Below are 16396 nucleotides of genomic sequence, written 5' to 3'. Positions count from 1 at the left end.
ATCCATAATTGAATAATCATCTTTTATTGTTAGCATGTTATTCTCAATAGCTAAATCTTCTGCATGTTTTAAAACCTCATAAATACCGCCTCTTGCTTTAATTGACCCCGAAATAGCAAGATTACTATCACATTTGAGCAATAATTGACCTAGGATTTCTTGATTATATGTCTCTGCTATATTACTTTGCATATTAGGAATTGGTACAATAGGTGATTCAATAATTCCATTTGTTTTTTGTGTTTCTGGAAAAACTTTAGCTATATATGGAGCAAATCTATTTAATCTTTCCTCTGCATCTTCTACATCCTTCTCCGATAAAGAAATCTTTTTTATAGCAGCTTCAAATTTTTCATATTTAGAATTTGTCCAAAACACTTCGTCAGTTGAAATAATCCTGCTCATTAGAGGATACTTCTCTTCCCATTCCTTTATTGTTTTTCCTTGAATTGTCTTATTTTCCATACAAACCTATCTCCCTTCTATAATTTATCTAAAATCTTTCCGTATATTCATTAAAATATACAATTATGATATCTTGATTTTTTACATGGCAACTACTTGTGCTAAAAGTAATACCCCCAGAAGTGCTACAACCGATGCAATAAGGGTTGCAGCAGTAAAGCTCTTGAACGCATCTGGTAATGATAATCCAAGAAATTCTTTTACAAGCCAGAAAGCAGAATCGTTAACATGACACCATCCAATAGCTCCAGCACCAATAGCTAGAACGACAATTTCTGGACTCAGATGTGGATAAACGGTCATCAATGGAGCTACTATACCCGCAGCACTAAGCATGGCTACCGTAACAGATCCAATAGCAAGATGTAAAATCGAGGCTACGAGCCAAGCCAGAATAATTGGGTTCATATGCAATGATGTCATAATATTAGATAACTCTTTACCTAACCCACTATCAATTAAAATGGCATTAAAAGCACCGCCACCACCAATTATCAACAAAATGCCTGCGATTGCCTTAAATCCTTCCTCAGTAAGGGATAATAGATCTTTCATCTTTAGACCACGAGAAAGTCCTAGAGTATAATAAGCTACAAATACTGAAATAAGTAAAGCGGTAATTGGATTGCCTAAAAATGTAACAAGATTGTAAGACATAGAATCTTTTGTAAGATATATTACACTTATTGTTTTTGATACCATTATGAGTAAAGGTAATAAGATAGTAAATAAGGTAATTCCAAATCCAGGAAGCTTCTCATCTGGCGTTGGGGCTTTTACTTCTGATTCATTAAATACTCCAGTACTACACTTACGACTGATGAACTTAGCCCAGAGTGGACCAGCAATAATTGCAGTAGGTAATCCTATAAGAAGTGCATATAAAATAACTTTCCCAACATCAGCTTTCAGCATTGTGGTAATAGCAAATGCCGCCGGATGTGGAGGTACCATGGAGTGTACGACCATCAGAGATATAGCCAAAGGAATTCCAACCCTTAGTGGCGACATCTTAGCTTGTCTAGCAACAATGAAAATCAGTGGAAAAAGTAAAACAAAACCTACTTCAAAGAATACTGGAATTCCGGCAATTAAGCCTACAAGTGTCATAACCCAAGGCGCACGCCGTTCTCCCATAGTTTCCAGCATTGTTCGCGCTACTCGCTCAGCACCACCAGATACCTCCAACATCTTACCTAAGATCGTTCCAAAACCGATTATAATAGCAAGTGACCCAAGCGTTCCACCCACTCCATTTTCAATGGAAGTAAGAATTTTGGGTAGGGGCATACCTGTAGCAAATCCAACAAAAATACCCGCCAAAACTAGGGAAATAAACGGATGTATTTTAAGTTTAAGTATACAAAATATAAGTAATACTATTGATAAAAATAATACCAGCATCATCATTGCACCTGTATGCATTTTTATATCCATTCCTTTCGCTTCGCTCAAGGCACAAAACGTTGTGAAATTATGTCTAAAGCGATATTTGGGCTAATCTAGAGCCGTAGGGATAATAATTAACTACAAATCACGCGGAGGTGAGTGGGCTACTCCAATTGTGGAGTTCCTCATTTTTATATGTGTAGATTGCCTTTCCAAGCGCAAATAAGTGTGACTTTGAGCGCGCTGACTTATCTTTGGATAAACATAACTCGTTTATTGCTGGGAACTCAGTTTTTTCAGACTTATCGTCCCTAATCAATACTTTTCCATTAATGTGCCTACCATAGGAAGGTTACTCCTTTTTTAATGACAGAGATAGTGACATTTATCAACATATAAACGCTTACATTTTATGCAAAGTACAACCTTTTGTTTTATTTCGAAACAATAGATTACAAGATTCACAGTGAATTATTTTATCGCAATGGCCTCAATTTCTACTCTTACATCCTTTGGTAATCTAGCAACTTCTACAGCTACTCTAGCAGGATATGGTGCTGAGAAAAAATTTCCATATACTTCGTTCATAGCACCAAACTCATTCATATCTTTTAAATAAACAGTTGTCTTCACAACGTCATCTAAACTATAGCCACCACTTTCTAGTATGGCCTTAACATTGCTTAGTGACTGTTTGGCTTGTTCAGTTACACCTTCTGGGATCGTATTGTCTTCGGGGTTCACTGGTAATTGTCCTGAAACAAACGCAATCCCCTTGTTTACTACACATTGAGAATAGGGTCCAATAGCACTTGGTGCGTTTGTTGTATTGAGTATTTCCTTCATGTCTCCACCGCCTAAGTTTTTATAATTTTATTTTATTTCTTATTTTCAATAAGTCAATAATAATTTTTCGTCAGCATAATAATTTATTATTGATATGCAAAATTTTTGTTAAAAAGTATCATTTTTATTACAATAATTAATTTTTATATAGTATTATATTGTTGATACCATAAAATTTAAAACTTCTACCTTTTTTATCATGAAAAATATATGATATTTAGCACTCAGACTTAGAAGAAGGGACGTGACGTATATGAGCAAAATTATGGATTATTACAAAGAATTAGTTGGATTTTTAGGCTTGGTGATGGGTGAAAACTGTGAAATCGCTCTACAGGATGTAAGTGATGAAAAACATTGTATTATCGCAATTGCAAACTGTCATATCAGCGGAAGGAAAGTAGGGTCTCCCTTAACGGATCTTGCACTTAAGTTTATCAAAAGCGAAGTTTGGAAAGAAAAAGATTATATTTGTAATTATACGGGTAAAACGATGAATAATAAGATATTAAATTCTTCCACTTTTTTTATAAAAGATAAAGGGAAGTTATTGGGAATGTTTTGTATTAATATCGATAATTCCAAGCTCATTGACTTAAGCCAGGAAATTCTTCGTTTAGGTTTTGGCGGAGGTTTAAAATTACCAACAGAAGCCCCTACAGACTTCAGCACCGTTCAACTTTCACTTGATACCGTCCCTGTCGAAACGGAAAACTTCTTTGAAAATCAAAAAGACATCGTGGATTCTGTTTTCAAGGAGTTTTATGAAGAAAAACAAATTCCAACCGAGCGCCTGACACAAGAGGAAAAGATGGAGTTAATTGATAAGCTTGAAAGTACAGGTATCTTCAAGCTCAAAGGCTCGATCAGCCAAATTGCTGATAAATTGATGGTTTCTGAGGCAAGTGTGTATCGATATCGTTCGAAACTGCAGAAGATGAAGCATGGGATGGACTAAACATTATTTGAAAATACGGGAGGTTAAACGCCCCCTCTGTTAGGATAGATGTCGTAGGATACTTTAGTGTTATAGTTAAGTAAATAACACGGAGGTCGATCGATATGTCAGGGAGAAATAGAATACGATATTCGTAGGAATAAAAAGAAGCCATTGTTAAATGCATGATGCCACCAAATAATGAATCAGTGATGCAAATTGAGAAAGAAGAAGGCATCACTGAAGTGACATTGTACAAGTGGCGTAAGAAAGCACGCGCAGCTGGTGTGGCAACGGAGCAGGAGAAGTCGTTTCAGAATTTGGAGAAAAAGGAACTGAACTACATAAAATAATGATTCAATACAACGGTAAGGGTGGGCTTGGAGAAAATGCTAATTTTATGTTCCAAGATAATAAGTTACAAAACAAAGCCCAATATGGGGACTATTGGAAAAAACCAATAGTCCCTTCATATTTTGTTATTTATCGCTACTTAATCTTTGCTTTTTAGATTTTCTGAAATAAAGCAGCTCGTAGAACACTGGTACGATTACTAATGTCAGTAGGGTTGCCACTGTTAGACCGCCAATTACTACGACTGCTAAACCTTTTGACACAAGGGATCCTGTTTCTGGATCACCAAATAGAATTGGCACCATCGCACAAATTGTAGCTACTGCTGTCATTAAGATTGGTCTTATCCGGGTTGCTGCACCCTCAATAATAGCTTCTCTTATGATCATATGTTCCTCATTTTGTTTAACCCTGTCAATTAGGACAATAGCGTTAGTAACAACAATTCCGATGAGCATTAATGCTCCAAACAATGCGGTAGGGTCAATGGACACGCCTGTAATTAACAATCCTAAAATCGCTCCAATGGAAGCAAGCGGTAAAGTCATTAAGATTGCAATTGGTGTCCGTAAGTTTTTGAAGGTAATAACCATTATCAAATATACGAGGCCAATGGATGCCAGCATGGTTAATCCTAAGTCAGCAAAGTCGCTTGATTGTTGGTCTGTTGCCCCGCCTGTGGCAAGCTTAACTCCTTTAGGCAACTTAAGGTCTTTTGTAGCTTTATTAATTTTGTCCGATACGACTGAAAGTTTATCAGAATCTACAAGAGCACTTACACGCAAGTATTGATCGCCATCTTTATGAAGAATCGTACTTGATTGTTCACTTTTATCAATAGATGCAATAGTGCTAAGTGAAACAACACCTGTTTCAGTCATGATTTTACTGTTTTCTAAATCCGCCTTTGATGTTGGATTAAAGCCTGCATTCAGGTACACTACAGTGTCTTTCTCGTTTATTTTCACTGTTCCAATTGGTGTTTGATTCATTAGAGCATGAAGTTGTGTCGCTATCTGCTGTGTATTTGTCACATTTGAATCAACTTTTATCGTATAAACAGGTTTTGTTTCTTCTTGGTTGCTTGTAACCTTGTTTACCCCTTTAATTCCCTTGATACTATCCATTACATTATTGGATGCATCAATTAGATCTGGAGTCCTTTTACCAACAAGGTCTAGGGTAATTTCAGAGCTTGAAAAAGATCCCATCATAGAACCTGCTGAAACAGAAAGGTCCGCCTCTGAAAACTCATTTTTGAGTTTTTTAACGCCTTTCATAAATTTGTCCGCATCAGCGCCATCTTTCATGATTACTGTATATGTTGCTTCAGTCGGGTTGCTTACCTGACCCCATGCTGCTGCATCTGAATTTGTTCCAGCTTGAGTGATGAGATATTTATATCCATCAAGGTCTTGGACTTTCTTTTCAAATTCAATTGCCCTGTTTTTGACTGTATCTATTGGGGTTTGACTTGGGAATGTTAATTGAATCACTACATTTTCTGCATTTTTAGCATCAATGGCTCCCTTTGGCATGGCAAAATAAAGGCCAATGGATCCTACAAAGAAGATAACAGCTAGCAAGATCGGAATGAATTTATGGTTAAGGGACCATCTTAATACTTTCATATACCGCACTGGCTGCTTATGTGCAGGCAGCTTTGCTTTTTTCAGCATACCTAGACTCATTAATGGGACAACCGTTAATGCTACTACAAGTGAAGCAAGCAATGAATAGGTGATGGTTAATGCAAATGGATAAATAAAGCTTCTAAGAGAACCTTGAATTAATCCCATAGGCAAGAAAACCGCGACCGTTGTGAGCGTTGAAGAAGTAATAGCTGTCGCCACTTCTTTTACTGCCTCTAGAACAGTAGCCTTATTAAACTCTTTTTCTTGTGTTTTTCTAAAAATGTTCTCAATCACTACGATACTATCATCTACTAAACGGCCAACTGCTACAGCAACCCCGCCAAGGGTCAAAATGTTTAGGGTGATTCCTGATTTCCATAATAAAAATAGGGTAATTCCTAATGAAAGTGGAATCGAAATAATCGTAATGAAGGTTGAACGGATATTTCTTAAGAATAAAACAATGACGATTGTTGCAAAAAGTGCTCCCATTAAAACTTCTTTCATCATGCTATTGACTGAATGCTGAACCATGTCAGATGTAGCAAAAACAACATCTGCCTTTGCACCTGAAACCTCTTTAGAGATTTTTTGGGCTTCTTCTGTAATCTTTTTCCCAACGGTCACAGCACTTGCATTAGCAGCCTTTGTTATTACAAGAACTAGAGCTTCTTTCCCATTTATACGAGTAATGCTTTCCTGATTCGATTCCTGTTTCACTGTTGCAATATCGCCTAATTTTACTTTTGGTGCATTAGGTATAGGTAAAGGAATGGTTAGATTATTGATTGCTTCTATACTATTGATATTTCCAATAACCTTCAAGTTGGACATTTTTCCATCAATCGGCTTTTCTCCAATAGATACAGCCAAATTCTGTCCTTGGAGAACCCCCATCACTGATTGAAGCGGGATATGGGCAGCTGCCATTTTCGCATTATCCAATTGGATTACGACTCTTGGGTCTGTTTTCCCATATAAAGTAACACTGCCAATTCCATCTAAAGATTTAAATTTAGGCTCAATTTGTTTTGCAGCCTTTTCCATATTTTCTTTTGTTAATCCATTGCTAAATGTTAAAGAAACTTGAGCAATAGGAATTTGGTTTGTATTAAGTTGAACAACTTTAGGCTTTTGCACCCCTTCAGGCATGCTGATTTGATTGATATTTTCTTCAACCTCAGCCTTTGCTTCCTTCATTTTTGTTTTTGAATCGAAGGAAATGTTGATCTGTGAGTACCCATCACCTGTTGTTGAATATACATTGGTTTTTCCTTTAACAGCTGCTACGGCATTCTCAATTGGTGTAGTGACTTCATCCACCATTGTTTTCGAATCATATCCCTGCCCAAGTGTCACCACCGTAACTTGTGGATTATCCGCTTCTGGCAAGAATTCCATGGGAAGTGTAAAGTAACTTACAACTCCCATTACTAACGATAAAATAACAACGACTATTAAAGCCGCTTTATTTTTAAAGGCCCATTTTGTAAGTAAAGACATTTAATATTATCCCCCTTTATTTTCATCTTTGATTCATGGCACTTTTTTATTGTACTAGACTTCTGCCTGAAATTTATGTATTGTTTTAACAAAATGTTGTTTTTTTGTAAAAATAATGTAGAAACTCGATCCTAAATGACTATTTATCTTTTTTCAATACAATTTTGTAAAGGATTCAATATTCACCTCTTCCCAATCACATTTTAATTAAACTTACTTTTCTTCCTAAACCGTACTCTACATCTACAGTCTGTTTTAACGCAGTTCCACTTCTATAATTTACAAGTTTTCATACTTTTCTGTAACAGCCCCTGGCATGAACCTTATCTAGGTCCCAGGTCTTAGAACCGTAAGCCCGAATGATACGCAAATTTCAACGACACAAAAAACCACTCACTAAATTTTAGGAAGTGGTTTTTACTATTGATATAAGTTTTTTACATGACTACTTCTCAAAATGGTCGAAAATATGGGAGAGAATAGTCTAAACTATTTCCCATTTGAAAGGCTTAAAAGCCTTACATCATGCCGCCCGTAGTCTACTAGAGTGTAATATCGTTAACGTGAGGTGTAAAAAGCGCGGTAAATCAACGTTTTGGATATTGTTGGCTGTAACATCTTTAACGAGGATTTACCGTTTTTTATGGGATGGCGTTAGCAAAATGTTAGCTATATTAAGCAGAAACCACAAGGGGACGGTTCTCATGGCTTCACCCAAACCGTCCCCTTGGCCCCGCCAAAGGTGACTAATTAGCTTCCTTAAGATATTCGCTATTGTTCATTCCTTTGCCGCGACTCTTAATTTTATAGGCCACAACTAGAATTCCTAACCAAACTGGAGCAAGGTAAAGGGATACGCGGAAATCCGGCAGGAACCACATTAATACGATCAGCATTCCCAAATAAGCCAATGTTACATAATTGGAAATCGGGTAGAAAGGCATTTTAAACTTTAACAGCCTTGCTTCACTAGGGCCAATGATTCTTCTAAACTTATTATGAGTGATTAGAATCATTATCCAGTTAATAATAATGGCTAGAACCGCAATAGACATGACAATCCCAAATACTTGTCCTGGTAAATAGGCGTTTAAAATAACTGCTATGCCGACAATACCTGATGAGAATAATACGCAATAAGCAGGAACGCCTGTTTTTCCAACCTTTTTCAAGAATTTCGGTGCGTTGCCTTGTTCTGCAAGTCCAAAAAGCATGCGGGCATTACTATACAAGCAGCTGTTATAAGCAGAAAATGTTGCAGTAAGTACGATAATATTTAGAATGGATGCAGCAGCCGGAATTCCCAATTGTTCAAAAATCATTACAAAAGGACTTCCCTTTAAGCCTACTTTATCCCAAGGGAATAAAGTTACCAATACAAGCATGGAACCAACATAGAAAATAAGGATTCGGTAAAGCACCTGATTGATGGCTTTTGGAATCGTTTTATCAGGGTTTTCCGCTTCGCCGGCAGTAATACCAATCAGCTCGACACCGCCAAACGCAAAGGTTACGACTACCAAGGACAACATTAATCCTTTAAATCCCTTTGGCAGGAATCCTCCGTGTTCCCACAGATTCGAAAACCCAATCGCTTCTCCGCCATGTCCAAAGCCGAAGAAAATGATCGCAAGGCCGAAAAGAATCATAACAATAACGGCTAAAACCTTAATAATGGCTCCCCAAAATTCTATTTCGCCAAAAGCTTTTACTCCAATTAGGTTTATTCCGGTAATAATCAGGAACATTACAAATCCGGAAACCCACTGCGGAATATCAGGGAACCAATAGTTGACATAAATCCCCACCGCCGTTATTTCAGCCATCGATACAGCCACATAGCAGAACCAATAGTTCCAGCCGGAAATAAATCCTGCCATGTCTCCCCAATATTTATAAGCAAACGCACTAAACGCACCGGAAACAGGTGTATGTACAGTCATTTCACCCATGCAGCGCATAACAAGGAAAATAAAAAATCCGCCGAGTGCATACGATAACATTACCGCCGGTCCCACAAGCCCGATGGTTGATGCCGAGCCATAAAACAAACCTGTCCCGATTGCTCCCCCAAGAGCGATCAACTGGATATGCCTGTTTTTGAGGCCTCTTTTCAATTCTTGGTTTTCCCCCATATTTCCCACTCTCCAATTAGTTTTGCATTGTTTCAAACAAATAATTAATAAAGCAAATTTGGATCTTCAATAAAAGAAAATCAGGTAAGACGGACTTGAAAGAGGATCCTATAGGTAGACGTCCCAAAAGGTTGAATGACGGAGGTAATGCTTCGTCACTTGCACATTCAAGAATTTTACAGGCTAGCTTGTTTATATGTTTGATTTCCCCGTTTTCACTTACAGCAACGACCCCCTCACTAATAGCATTAAGAATCGTGTTTAATTTATGTTCACGAGATTCATAGGGCATATGATTTCGAAATGAAATCTCATTTACACCCTTTATTCCCCTTAAATCCTGCAGAAATGTTGATTTATTTTCCTCAACGGCCCGCATTTTGATAAACATTCCCTGATCAGGAATGACCTCCATGCTGATTTTATCGATCCCATTTTTCTCACAAACTTCGAATATCTCATATCCTAATCCTGTTCTGTCCTCAAAATCTATATTGATAATGATTTCATCTAGATTCATATGACTCTCCCGTTTAAGTTTTATTTAATACTTTGATTATACAAAGAACACTGCAAACGTAAAACTCAAAAAAGACCCTACAGATTGTCTTCCACAAGTAATGGAACGATAAGGACACAAGGATGAAGACACTACAAAAAATGTTTATTTGCATGAGACAAAAGAGATGAAAAAAGAGGCTTCCCAAAAGTTCAAAAAACTCATGGAAAACCTCTAATTTTTAGCCTTATTAAAGTTCAATGTTACCCTTTTCAGGGCATTGGCCAGAAACCCTATCAAATTAAGGGATAATGGAGCGTTATTACATCATGCCGCCCATTTAATACTCGTAACAATACATTAAAATGCATTATATAAACCCTATTAAATCAATGTTTTTTTGAATTCAACTTTATTAATAGTTATTAAAGATGAACAAATCCGGTCACTTATCGGTCATTAAATATATTAAAATACTGCTAATTCCTAATCTCTAATTACTAATTAATTCATGCATAATTACTATTGATAATTTGCATCATAACGTCTAACTTTCTTTTTCTTTCATGTTTTTAATCTTCGAACTATTTCCTTTTTGTCTACTTGAAAATCAGCACAAATGGCCAAATCTACATGGTAGGATACTTTTAAAATTCCCTTCCTTAAATTATCAGGTTTCAATCTTGGAAACTCACCTTGTACGTTGAAAATCGACTCTTTACGTATGGTGTATTTACCTGCATAAGCATATTCATGCAAATCTGAGTATCCAAAATCATCTAATTTGAAATTGAATTGTTGCTCCAAGATGGGAAAGCATTTTAAAAGCCCCTTTACTAGTTTAATCGCTTCCGGTAGAGAGATCCCTCGGTTTGGTGTTCTTTCTAGAGTTAAATGATAAAGGTACAGATTCGTTAATCCGGTTTCATCTAATTGCAGTTCAGTGCTAATTTTCACATGTTCAGATGTGTGATAAAGGGATGTTTTAACTTCTAGATCAATCTCGTGAAAAGAAAAATCATGATTAGCTCCTGTTGGACCTAACCATGCATCAACTACATGTTTTTTGTTAACATTCGCTTCAATTAATTCTTTCATTACAATCAATTCTCCCAACAAGCCTCTTTGTTTCTCTTCGCTCAATTCTGAACCGTTTTTTCTCTCTAAGAATTGTTGCCAACGATTTAAGCGTTGAACAAAGGAGGTAACAGCTGCACGCTTCTTTTTGACCTTTTCAACGGTTTTCATCAGGTCTATTGCAAGTGTTGAAAAAAATTCTCTATACTCTAACTTAGTTAGAGTTAGCATTATATCAACATATTCATTCCCTCTTGATGATTGACAAAACTCTACAATGTATCCTTTGGATTCAGGGACATCGTTTATATTGGGAACAATTCGAATTGGAACAGACAAAGTAAGTATTCGCTTTCTAGTATTAGCATTTAAACAAAGGTAGAGGTTGACGTCCTCTACCCATATACCTAATCGTTCTACAACACCGTCTGCTTTTTTCGTTCGAATAATTTCATACTCCATGTCCAACCATATTTCATTAGGGTTTGTTGGAATAATTGACATCACTTCAACTCCCTTTATTGTTTATGTAGTTTTGACATATACGTTTCGTTAGCCAAGTATTTTACTTCTGGCGCCCGTTCAGTTTTTGGAAAGCTAATTGCAAAACCAACAATTGGATCACACTGCTCATGTAGTATATAGGATGTGTCAATAATGTAAATCATCAAAAACCCCGAAGTTTCTGGTCTATTATAACGAACGTGCGGGCCGATAGGATAATTATACTTGTTGAGGTCTCTATCCATTTTTGCCTCTCTGTAAGTTCGAAAATCTTCTAATGCTTTCTCGTAATTTTCAGGGAAGAACTTTTTCATATCTAAAGACTCATGACGATCTATAATTAGATGCGCCTTTTCTATTTGATAAAGAGAGGAGTTCGATTGTATTCCATCCTTTCGAATTACCAACCCCACTTCTTCCTCTAAATTTCCAATTTTCATTCTTTTTACTTTTTTCCGTTTAACATTACCTTCTTCTTTTATGTATACAGTTTCTCTTGAGTTACTCATTATTTGAACAGTCCAATTAGTAAGATTACCAATTGATACTTGTTGGTTGATATAGGTTTGTAGTACCTCTGGTATTGTCTTCGTTGAATCCGGATGGTTTATATATCCAATAACCAATTCAAGAATTTTATCTGGACCAATACCTCCCCATTGATGATGTTCTTTATCATTAGGTTTCCCCAAAGAAGAAATCCACCTTTCAAAGAAGCGAAAATTCTTGGAGATTATCTCTTTGTCTTTATAAAAGAAGGTGTGGTCTGCAAGTGTTCCGCTGTAACTTACGGTTACTTCTTGACTAAATCTTCTTTTGTTTGGTGCTGTAATGTAAAGACCCTCAGGGTGCATACGGACTTTTAAGCCATATTTTTCGGGAGGCTCTCTCATTGACTCCATAATATCAAATTCTTGTTTGAGCTCTTCTTCTATACTAGCCATATGAACATGCGCACTAACAAGGTCTTCAGTAGTGTACAGACGGCATAAATCGATGTAGCCCTCTTTATAGCCGAAAAAACGCCCCATTTGAACGAGAGCATCACCTGCACTAGCAAAACGAAGCAAATAAGAGACGGACAAACCTTCTAGGGTCAATCCCCGTGATAATAAATCTCCACCGACCGCAATGACATTTAAACCACTTTCTTTGTAGTCGTCGTAATTTAAGTACTGTCTTTTTTTTGAATTAACTGAACGAACTTCAATAATTTGAGCCATATCGTAAAGGTGATTTTTAACATCTTTCCACTCAACGATTTTAATTTTCCGATCATTCACTTGTTGAACAATTTTGTTCGTTGTAGGAATAAAGTTCTCATTAAATAGCTTAAACAACTGAATATATACAGAGGAGTCTCTGTCTTTTAATTCATTCTTAATGGACCGCAATTCATCTGTAATCAAGTCAGCTACGTCACACTGAATGTTTTTGAATCTGGTAACGTGAACGAGCATAGTATTATGGTTATTGATTTGCCCTCTTTCATTTCGAATGCAGCAAGCTAGTAAAAACACCTTGATGGCTTCACAAAGACTTTCTGGTAATCCTTCGATTTTGTGGTCAATTTTATGTCCATGTGGTATGTATCTGTCGGCATCCTTTACGAAGGAAATAATCGGCAACGCCTCTTTTTTTTCGATTTCCTCTTCTTCATTTTCGGCTAAACCAAAAATTTCAGAAGGTCCATAATAATTGTTAGGCTTTGCAAGATTCACGATAAAATCCTTAGGAAACAAGCTTGGTCCATATTCTTTTAAGTTCTCTTTACTTGTTTCTTTCTCTATAAATACGTTGGCATATGGTGTTGCGGTATAGCCAACGTAAGAACTTTGGTGGAACATATTTAAAATCCTTCTAATGCTTCCATTAATAGATTTTACTTCATGTTCCTTTGCTGTATTTAAGGAATAGTAGTCGCATTCGTCATCAATTAACAATAAAGGGATATTGTCGAAGTAGTGTGCTCCCGTCTCCTTGTGTACTTTCGAATTCCGTTTTAACCAAGATAATACATTTTTTAAAATAACACCATTTTTTTTCACTACTAACAAGATAGTATCTCCACCGACCTTGATGTTTGTATCTGAAAGGATACGATTAAAATCTCCCTGGTGTTCGTTTTTTGTTAGTGAATGAACCACTGGAATTTCTCTTTTCCTTTTGGCTAAAATGCATAAAGACCCTTCCTCGCCAGCCTCTTCTTCTACAACAAACTCCCCTAAGATGCCTTCATTGATCCTCTTTTGAGTTTGAGTTCTTAAACCTTCGTCGTGGCCGGCTAAAATTATAACAAGCTTAACGCCCGCATCAATTGCTTTGCAGACCAGAGCGGTATAATTTGTTGTTTTACCACTTTGTACTGAACCTACAACCATCCCTCTCGTATCCCACGATCCAGGACTTGTAGGGTCACCTAATAAATCTAATATGCTGTCTGTTCGGCTATCAATTTTGGAAACAACGAGAGAAGGCAGTTTTTTGACATGCTCTAAAAAAGACTCGTATCGTTCCCAAAATGTCCATTCAATTTTAGGTTTCATTCTAATAAGCCAAGGCTTCTTCTTATGAGAATGTAGACTTTTAATAAAGCTGTCTTGTTCCTCTGCCCATACATTTATATTGGCCTCAAGTTCTCGAGCAACTCTACCTTTATCATATGAGGCATTTGGATCAATGGCTTTCGTCATGCTCTCAACTTTTTCTAAAATCTCTTTTTTATCTTTTGTTTCAAATATCCTTTGCTTTTTTAGATGATATGGAATAATAGTGAATAGATTTCTTAGAGCGATTTCGGTGTGGATTAAATCGTGAGTATTCACAAAAACAACTCCCCGTCCTCTTAGAATATTTTCAACATTATTCACTATTACTAATTTTATTAAACATGCACTTTTCACAATTTCTAAAGTAAAACGCTATTTGTGAATGGACATAATCAGAACCTTCGGTCAGGTTATCGATGCTTTAATTGTAGTTTTATAAAAAAGATTGATCATTTATAATATAGTTCGATTAAAAATCCTGTGTTGATATGCAGGATTTTTTTTGTTCCACAATAGGGCCAGATTGTTGAGGAACGCTTTCAATAAAATTGGATATTTATGATGAAATATAGAGTAGATATTGTGAAGGTTTTCACTTAAACTCCCATGAAAATAAAAACTGAAAAAGTGCATACGAAAATAGACCCAGAAAAACCAGTTTTAAAAAAAAGGCTGAGCCTCTTGAAGGATCGAATATAGAGTTGGCAGATGTATCGAATTGTCATACCCTTCTACTTAAAATGAAATAGGTAAAGCTGGCGCAACAACCAGAAAAAGGATTAATCTCCCATGAGTGCTACCCCTAAAGGGTGCGACAGTCGGTGGTACACCGTGGTCGTTGGAGTCAGACTAACGGATGGGCTCAAAGGCACCATAGTTCAAAGACCTTCTTCGCCAGCACTAAAACAGTATAGACTGCCTGATCCATTTTCATTCTCTGTGGTGCAGCGCCGGTTTTGCGCTGCATGGGTGGCTAACGGGCAGGATAGTTTAATAAAATCCATTTCCAATTATAGGGTAATCTGTTATAATTAGTGTAAAAATACACTGATAGGGATGATAGAAATGATTAAGTATATATTGATTAAATTTATTTTAATCGTGTTGAGTTTTACGTTCCTATTAACCCTTTTATCCATTTTAATTGTCAGATTTAACATTAATGGGCGTGACGACAAGAATATATTATTATATTTCACAAGCCCACCATCTTGGGTATTGGAAGATTATTCTGTAACACTTAATGTTATTTACATATCGACGATTATTTTTTGGTTTGTTATTGGTATTTTTCTTGATTTTACTGTTACCAAAAGGATACATAAATTTTTTCAGGAAAACTTTTAAAACGTATTATGGAAAAGATGCAATTATTTTCTTATACAAGTAACGGATGCTTTACTTCAATAAGGAGTAAAGTCTTATTCAAGTAACGTAGCAGTATAGCATTCCTGTAGGTCGTTATTTTTCGACTTTGAAAAAAATAGGGCTCCTCAGTAAGATATGAGTATAGACATCACTCTAACTCAAACTTAAGGAGGAACCTATTATGAAGTTTAAAATGCAAAACAAACAAAATCAACTAATAGAAAGAATTTCCGTTAAACATCTTATTATCGGTGTGGATATAGCTCAACAATTTCATGTAGCTCGAGCTGTTAATTTCCGTGGAATTGTGGTCGGAGATCCACTCACATTCAAAAATAATGACGAGGGATTTTCTAGTTTACTAATATGGATTAAAAATCTACAAAGATTAAACAATCTTGATGAAGCTATCGTTGGGATGGAGCCCACTGGACACTACTGGATTAACCTATCAAAATGGCTGGATAAACAAAACATTGAGGTAGTTACTGTGAATCCCCACTTAGTAAAAAGAAATAAAGAGAATCGCGACAATACTCAATCGAAGAGTGATAAAAAAGATGCCCTCGTTATTGCAGATATGGTGAAAAACGGCTATTATTCCTTTGTTCGTCCAACATCAGAATCATTTGGGAAACTTAGAGTTCTTATTTCTAACCGTGATGTAATTGTTAAACGTCTCGTGATGTCTATTAATCAAGTAAATCGATGGGTGGATGTGGTCTTTCCAGAACTGAGACAAGTGTTTAAAGATGTTACGTGCAAAGGGGCTATCGCAACCCTTAGGCTATTTCCTACACCGGATGAAATATCTTCACTTGAAGCACTAGATGTCATGAGGGGTTGGAAGTCTTTAATGAAACGACAACCAGGACCCAAGAAGGCTCAATTACTAATCAATCTAGCAAAATCCTCTATTGGGACTGGACAAGCTCTGGATGCTTATAAATTCCATTTAGAACAATTATTAGAGGAATATGACCTCGCTGTAAAACAACTCGAAAGAGTTGAAAAACAAGTGACCGAAGTATTAAATAAGATCCCATTCGCTAAGAAGTTACTTACCATAAAAGGAATTAGTGAAATTTCTTTAGCTGGCATATTAGGTGAGGCTGGAGACCTAAGTAACTTTTCTC

10 protein-coding genes and 1 pseudogene are annotated in these 16396 nt (G+C 36.4%); 3 read left to right on the top strand and 8 right to left on the bottom strand.

The features are described from left to right. The 3 genes and pseudogenes from V7150_RS10565 to V7150_RS10555 form a co-directional block, all read right to left on the bottom strand. A pseudogene (locus tag V7150_RS10565) lies at positions 1–465 on the bottom strand (D-serine ammonia-lyase); the annotation flags it as partial. 81 nt (positions 466–546) lie between these two features. Further along, positions 547–1920, bottom strand: coding sequence for a GntT/GntP/DsdX family permease (locus tag V7150_RS10560; protein ID WP_335517356.1), 1374 nt, complete (start codon positions 1918–1920; stop codon positions 547–549). Between the two features lie 405 nt (positions 1921–2325). After that, positions 2326–2700, bottom strand: coding sequence for a RidA family protein (locus V7150_RS10555; protein WP_335517354.1), 375 nt, complete (start codon positions 2698–2700; stop codon positions 2326–2328). 253 nt (positions 2701–2953) lie between these two features. Between V7150_RS10555 and V7150_RS10550 the strand changes: the two genes are divergently transcribed. Both V7150_RS10550 and V7150_RS10545 read left to right on the top strand, forming a co-directional pair. Next, entirely contained in the window at positions 2954–3658 is a 705-nt protein-coding gene (locus V7150_RS10550) for a helix-turn-helix transcriptional regulator (protein WP_335517351.1), read from the top strand. 164 nt (positions 3659–3822) lie between these two features. Next, entirely contained in the window at positions 3823–3990 is a 168-nt protein-coding gene (locus V7150_RS10545; RefSeq protein WP_335517348.1) for a hypothetical protein, read from the top strand. A 126-nt stretch (positions 3991–4116) separates the two neighbouring features. On the opposite strand, the gene V7150_RS10540 is transcribed toward V7150_RS10545, so the two are convergent. The 5 genes from V7150_RS10540 to V7150_RS10520 all read right to left on the bottom strand — a co-directional run bounded on the left by V7150_RS10540 (position 4117) and on the right by V7150_RS10520 (position 14168). After that, positions 4117–7128, bottom strand: a complete 3012-nt coding sequence (locus tag V7150_RS10540) for an efflux RND transporter permease subunit (RefSeq protein WP_335517345.1) — start codon at positions 7126–7128, stop codon at positions 4117–4119. Positions 7129–7874: 746 nt separating this feature from the next. Continuing rightward, entirely contained in the window at positions 7875–9263 is a 1389-nt protein-coding gene (locus tag V7150_RS10535) for an amino acid permease (RefSeq protein WP_335517342.1), read from the bottom strand. 16 nt (positions 9264–9279) lie between these two features. Further along, positions 9280–9783 (bottom strand): hypothetical protein, encoded by a 504-nt coding sequence (locus V7150_RS10530; protein WP_335517339.1) that lies wholly within the window; start codon positions 9781–9783, stop codon positions 9280–9282. Between the two features lie 543 nt (positions 9784–10326). Next, positions 10327–11343, bottom strand: a complete 1017-nt coding sequence (locus V7150_RS10525) for a PD-(D/E)XK motif protein (RefSeq protein WP_335517336.1) — start codon at positions 11341–11343, stop codon at positions 10327–10329. A 14-nt stretch (positions 11344–11357) separates the two neighbouring features. Next, on the bottom strand, positions 11358–14168 hold the full coding sequence (locus V7150_RS10520; RefSeq protein WP_335517334.1) for a Z1 domain-containing protein: 2811 nt from the start codon (positions 14166–14168) through the stop codon (positions 11358–11360). A 1273-nt stretch (positions 14169–15441) separates the two neighbouring features. Between V7150_RS10520 and V7150_RS10515 the strand changes: the two genes are divergently transcribed. After that, the coding region (locus V7150_RS10515) for an IS110 family transposase (protein WP_335517332.1) at positions 15442–16396 on the top strand (955 nt) is incomplete at its 3' end.

This window comes from Neobacillus drentensis (assembly GCF_036965245.1).
Lineage (GTDB): Bacteria > Bacillota > Bacilli > Bacillales > Cytobacillaceae > Neobacillus > Neobacillus drentensis_G.
This window is presented reverse-complemented; position numbering and strand designations above follow the sequence as displayed.

What these genes read in the sequence shown, in the direction of transcription:
- V7150_RS10555 (WP_335517354.1), bottom strand. Translation starts at nt 2,700, where the DNA reads ATGAAGGAAATACTCAATACAACAAACGCACCAAGTGCTATTGGACCC.
- V7150_RS10550 (WP_335517351.1), top strand. Translation starts at nt 2,954, where the DNA reads ATGAGCAAAATTATGGATTATTACAAAGAATTAGTTGGATTTTTAGGC.
- V7150_RS10545 (WP_335517348.1), top strand. Translation starts at nt 3,823, where the DNA reads ATGATGCCACCAAATAATGAATCAGTGATGCAAATTGAGAAAGAAGAA.
- V7150_RS10540 (WP_335517345.1), bottom strand. Translation starts at nt 7,128, where the DNA reads ATGTCTTTACTTACAAAATGGGCCTTTAAAAATAAAGCGGCTTTAATA.
- V7150_RS10535 (WP_335517342.1), bottom strand. Translation starts at nt 9,263, where the DNA reads ATGGGGGAAAACCAAGAATTGAAAAGAGGCCTCAAAAACAGGCATATC.
- V7150_RS10530 (WP_335517339.1), bottom strand. Translation starts at nt 9,783, where the DNA reads ATGAATCTAGATGAAATCATTATCAATATAGATTTTGAGGACAGAACA.
- V7150_RS10525 (WP_335517336.1), bottom strand. Translation starts at nt 11,343, where the DNA reads ATGTCAATTATTCCAACAAACCCTAATGAAATATGGTTGGACATGGAG.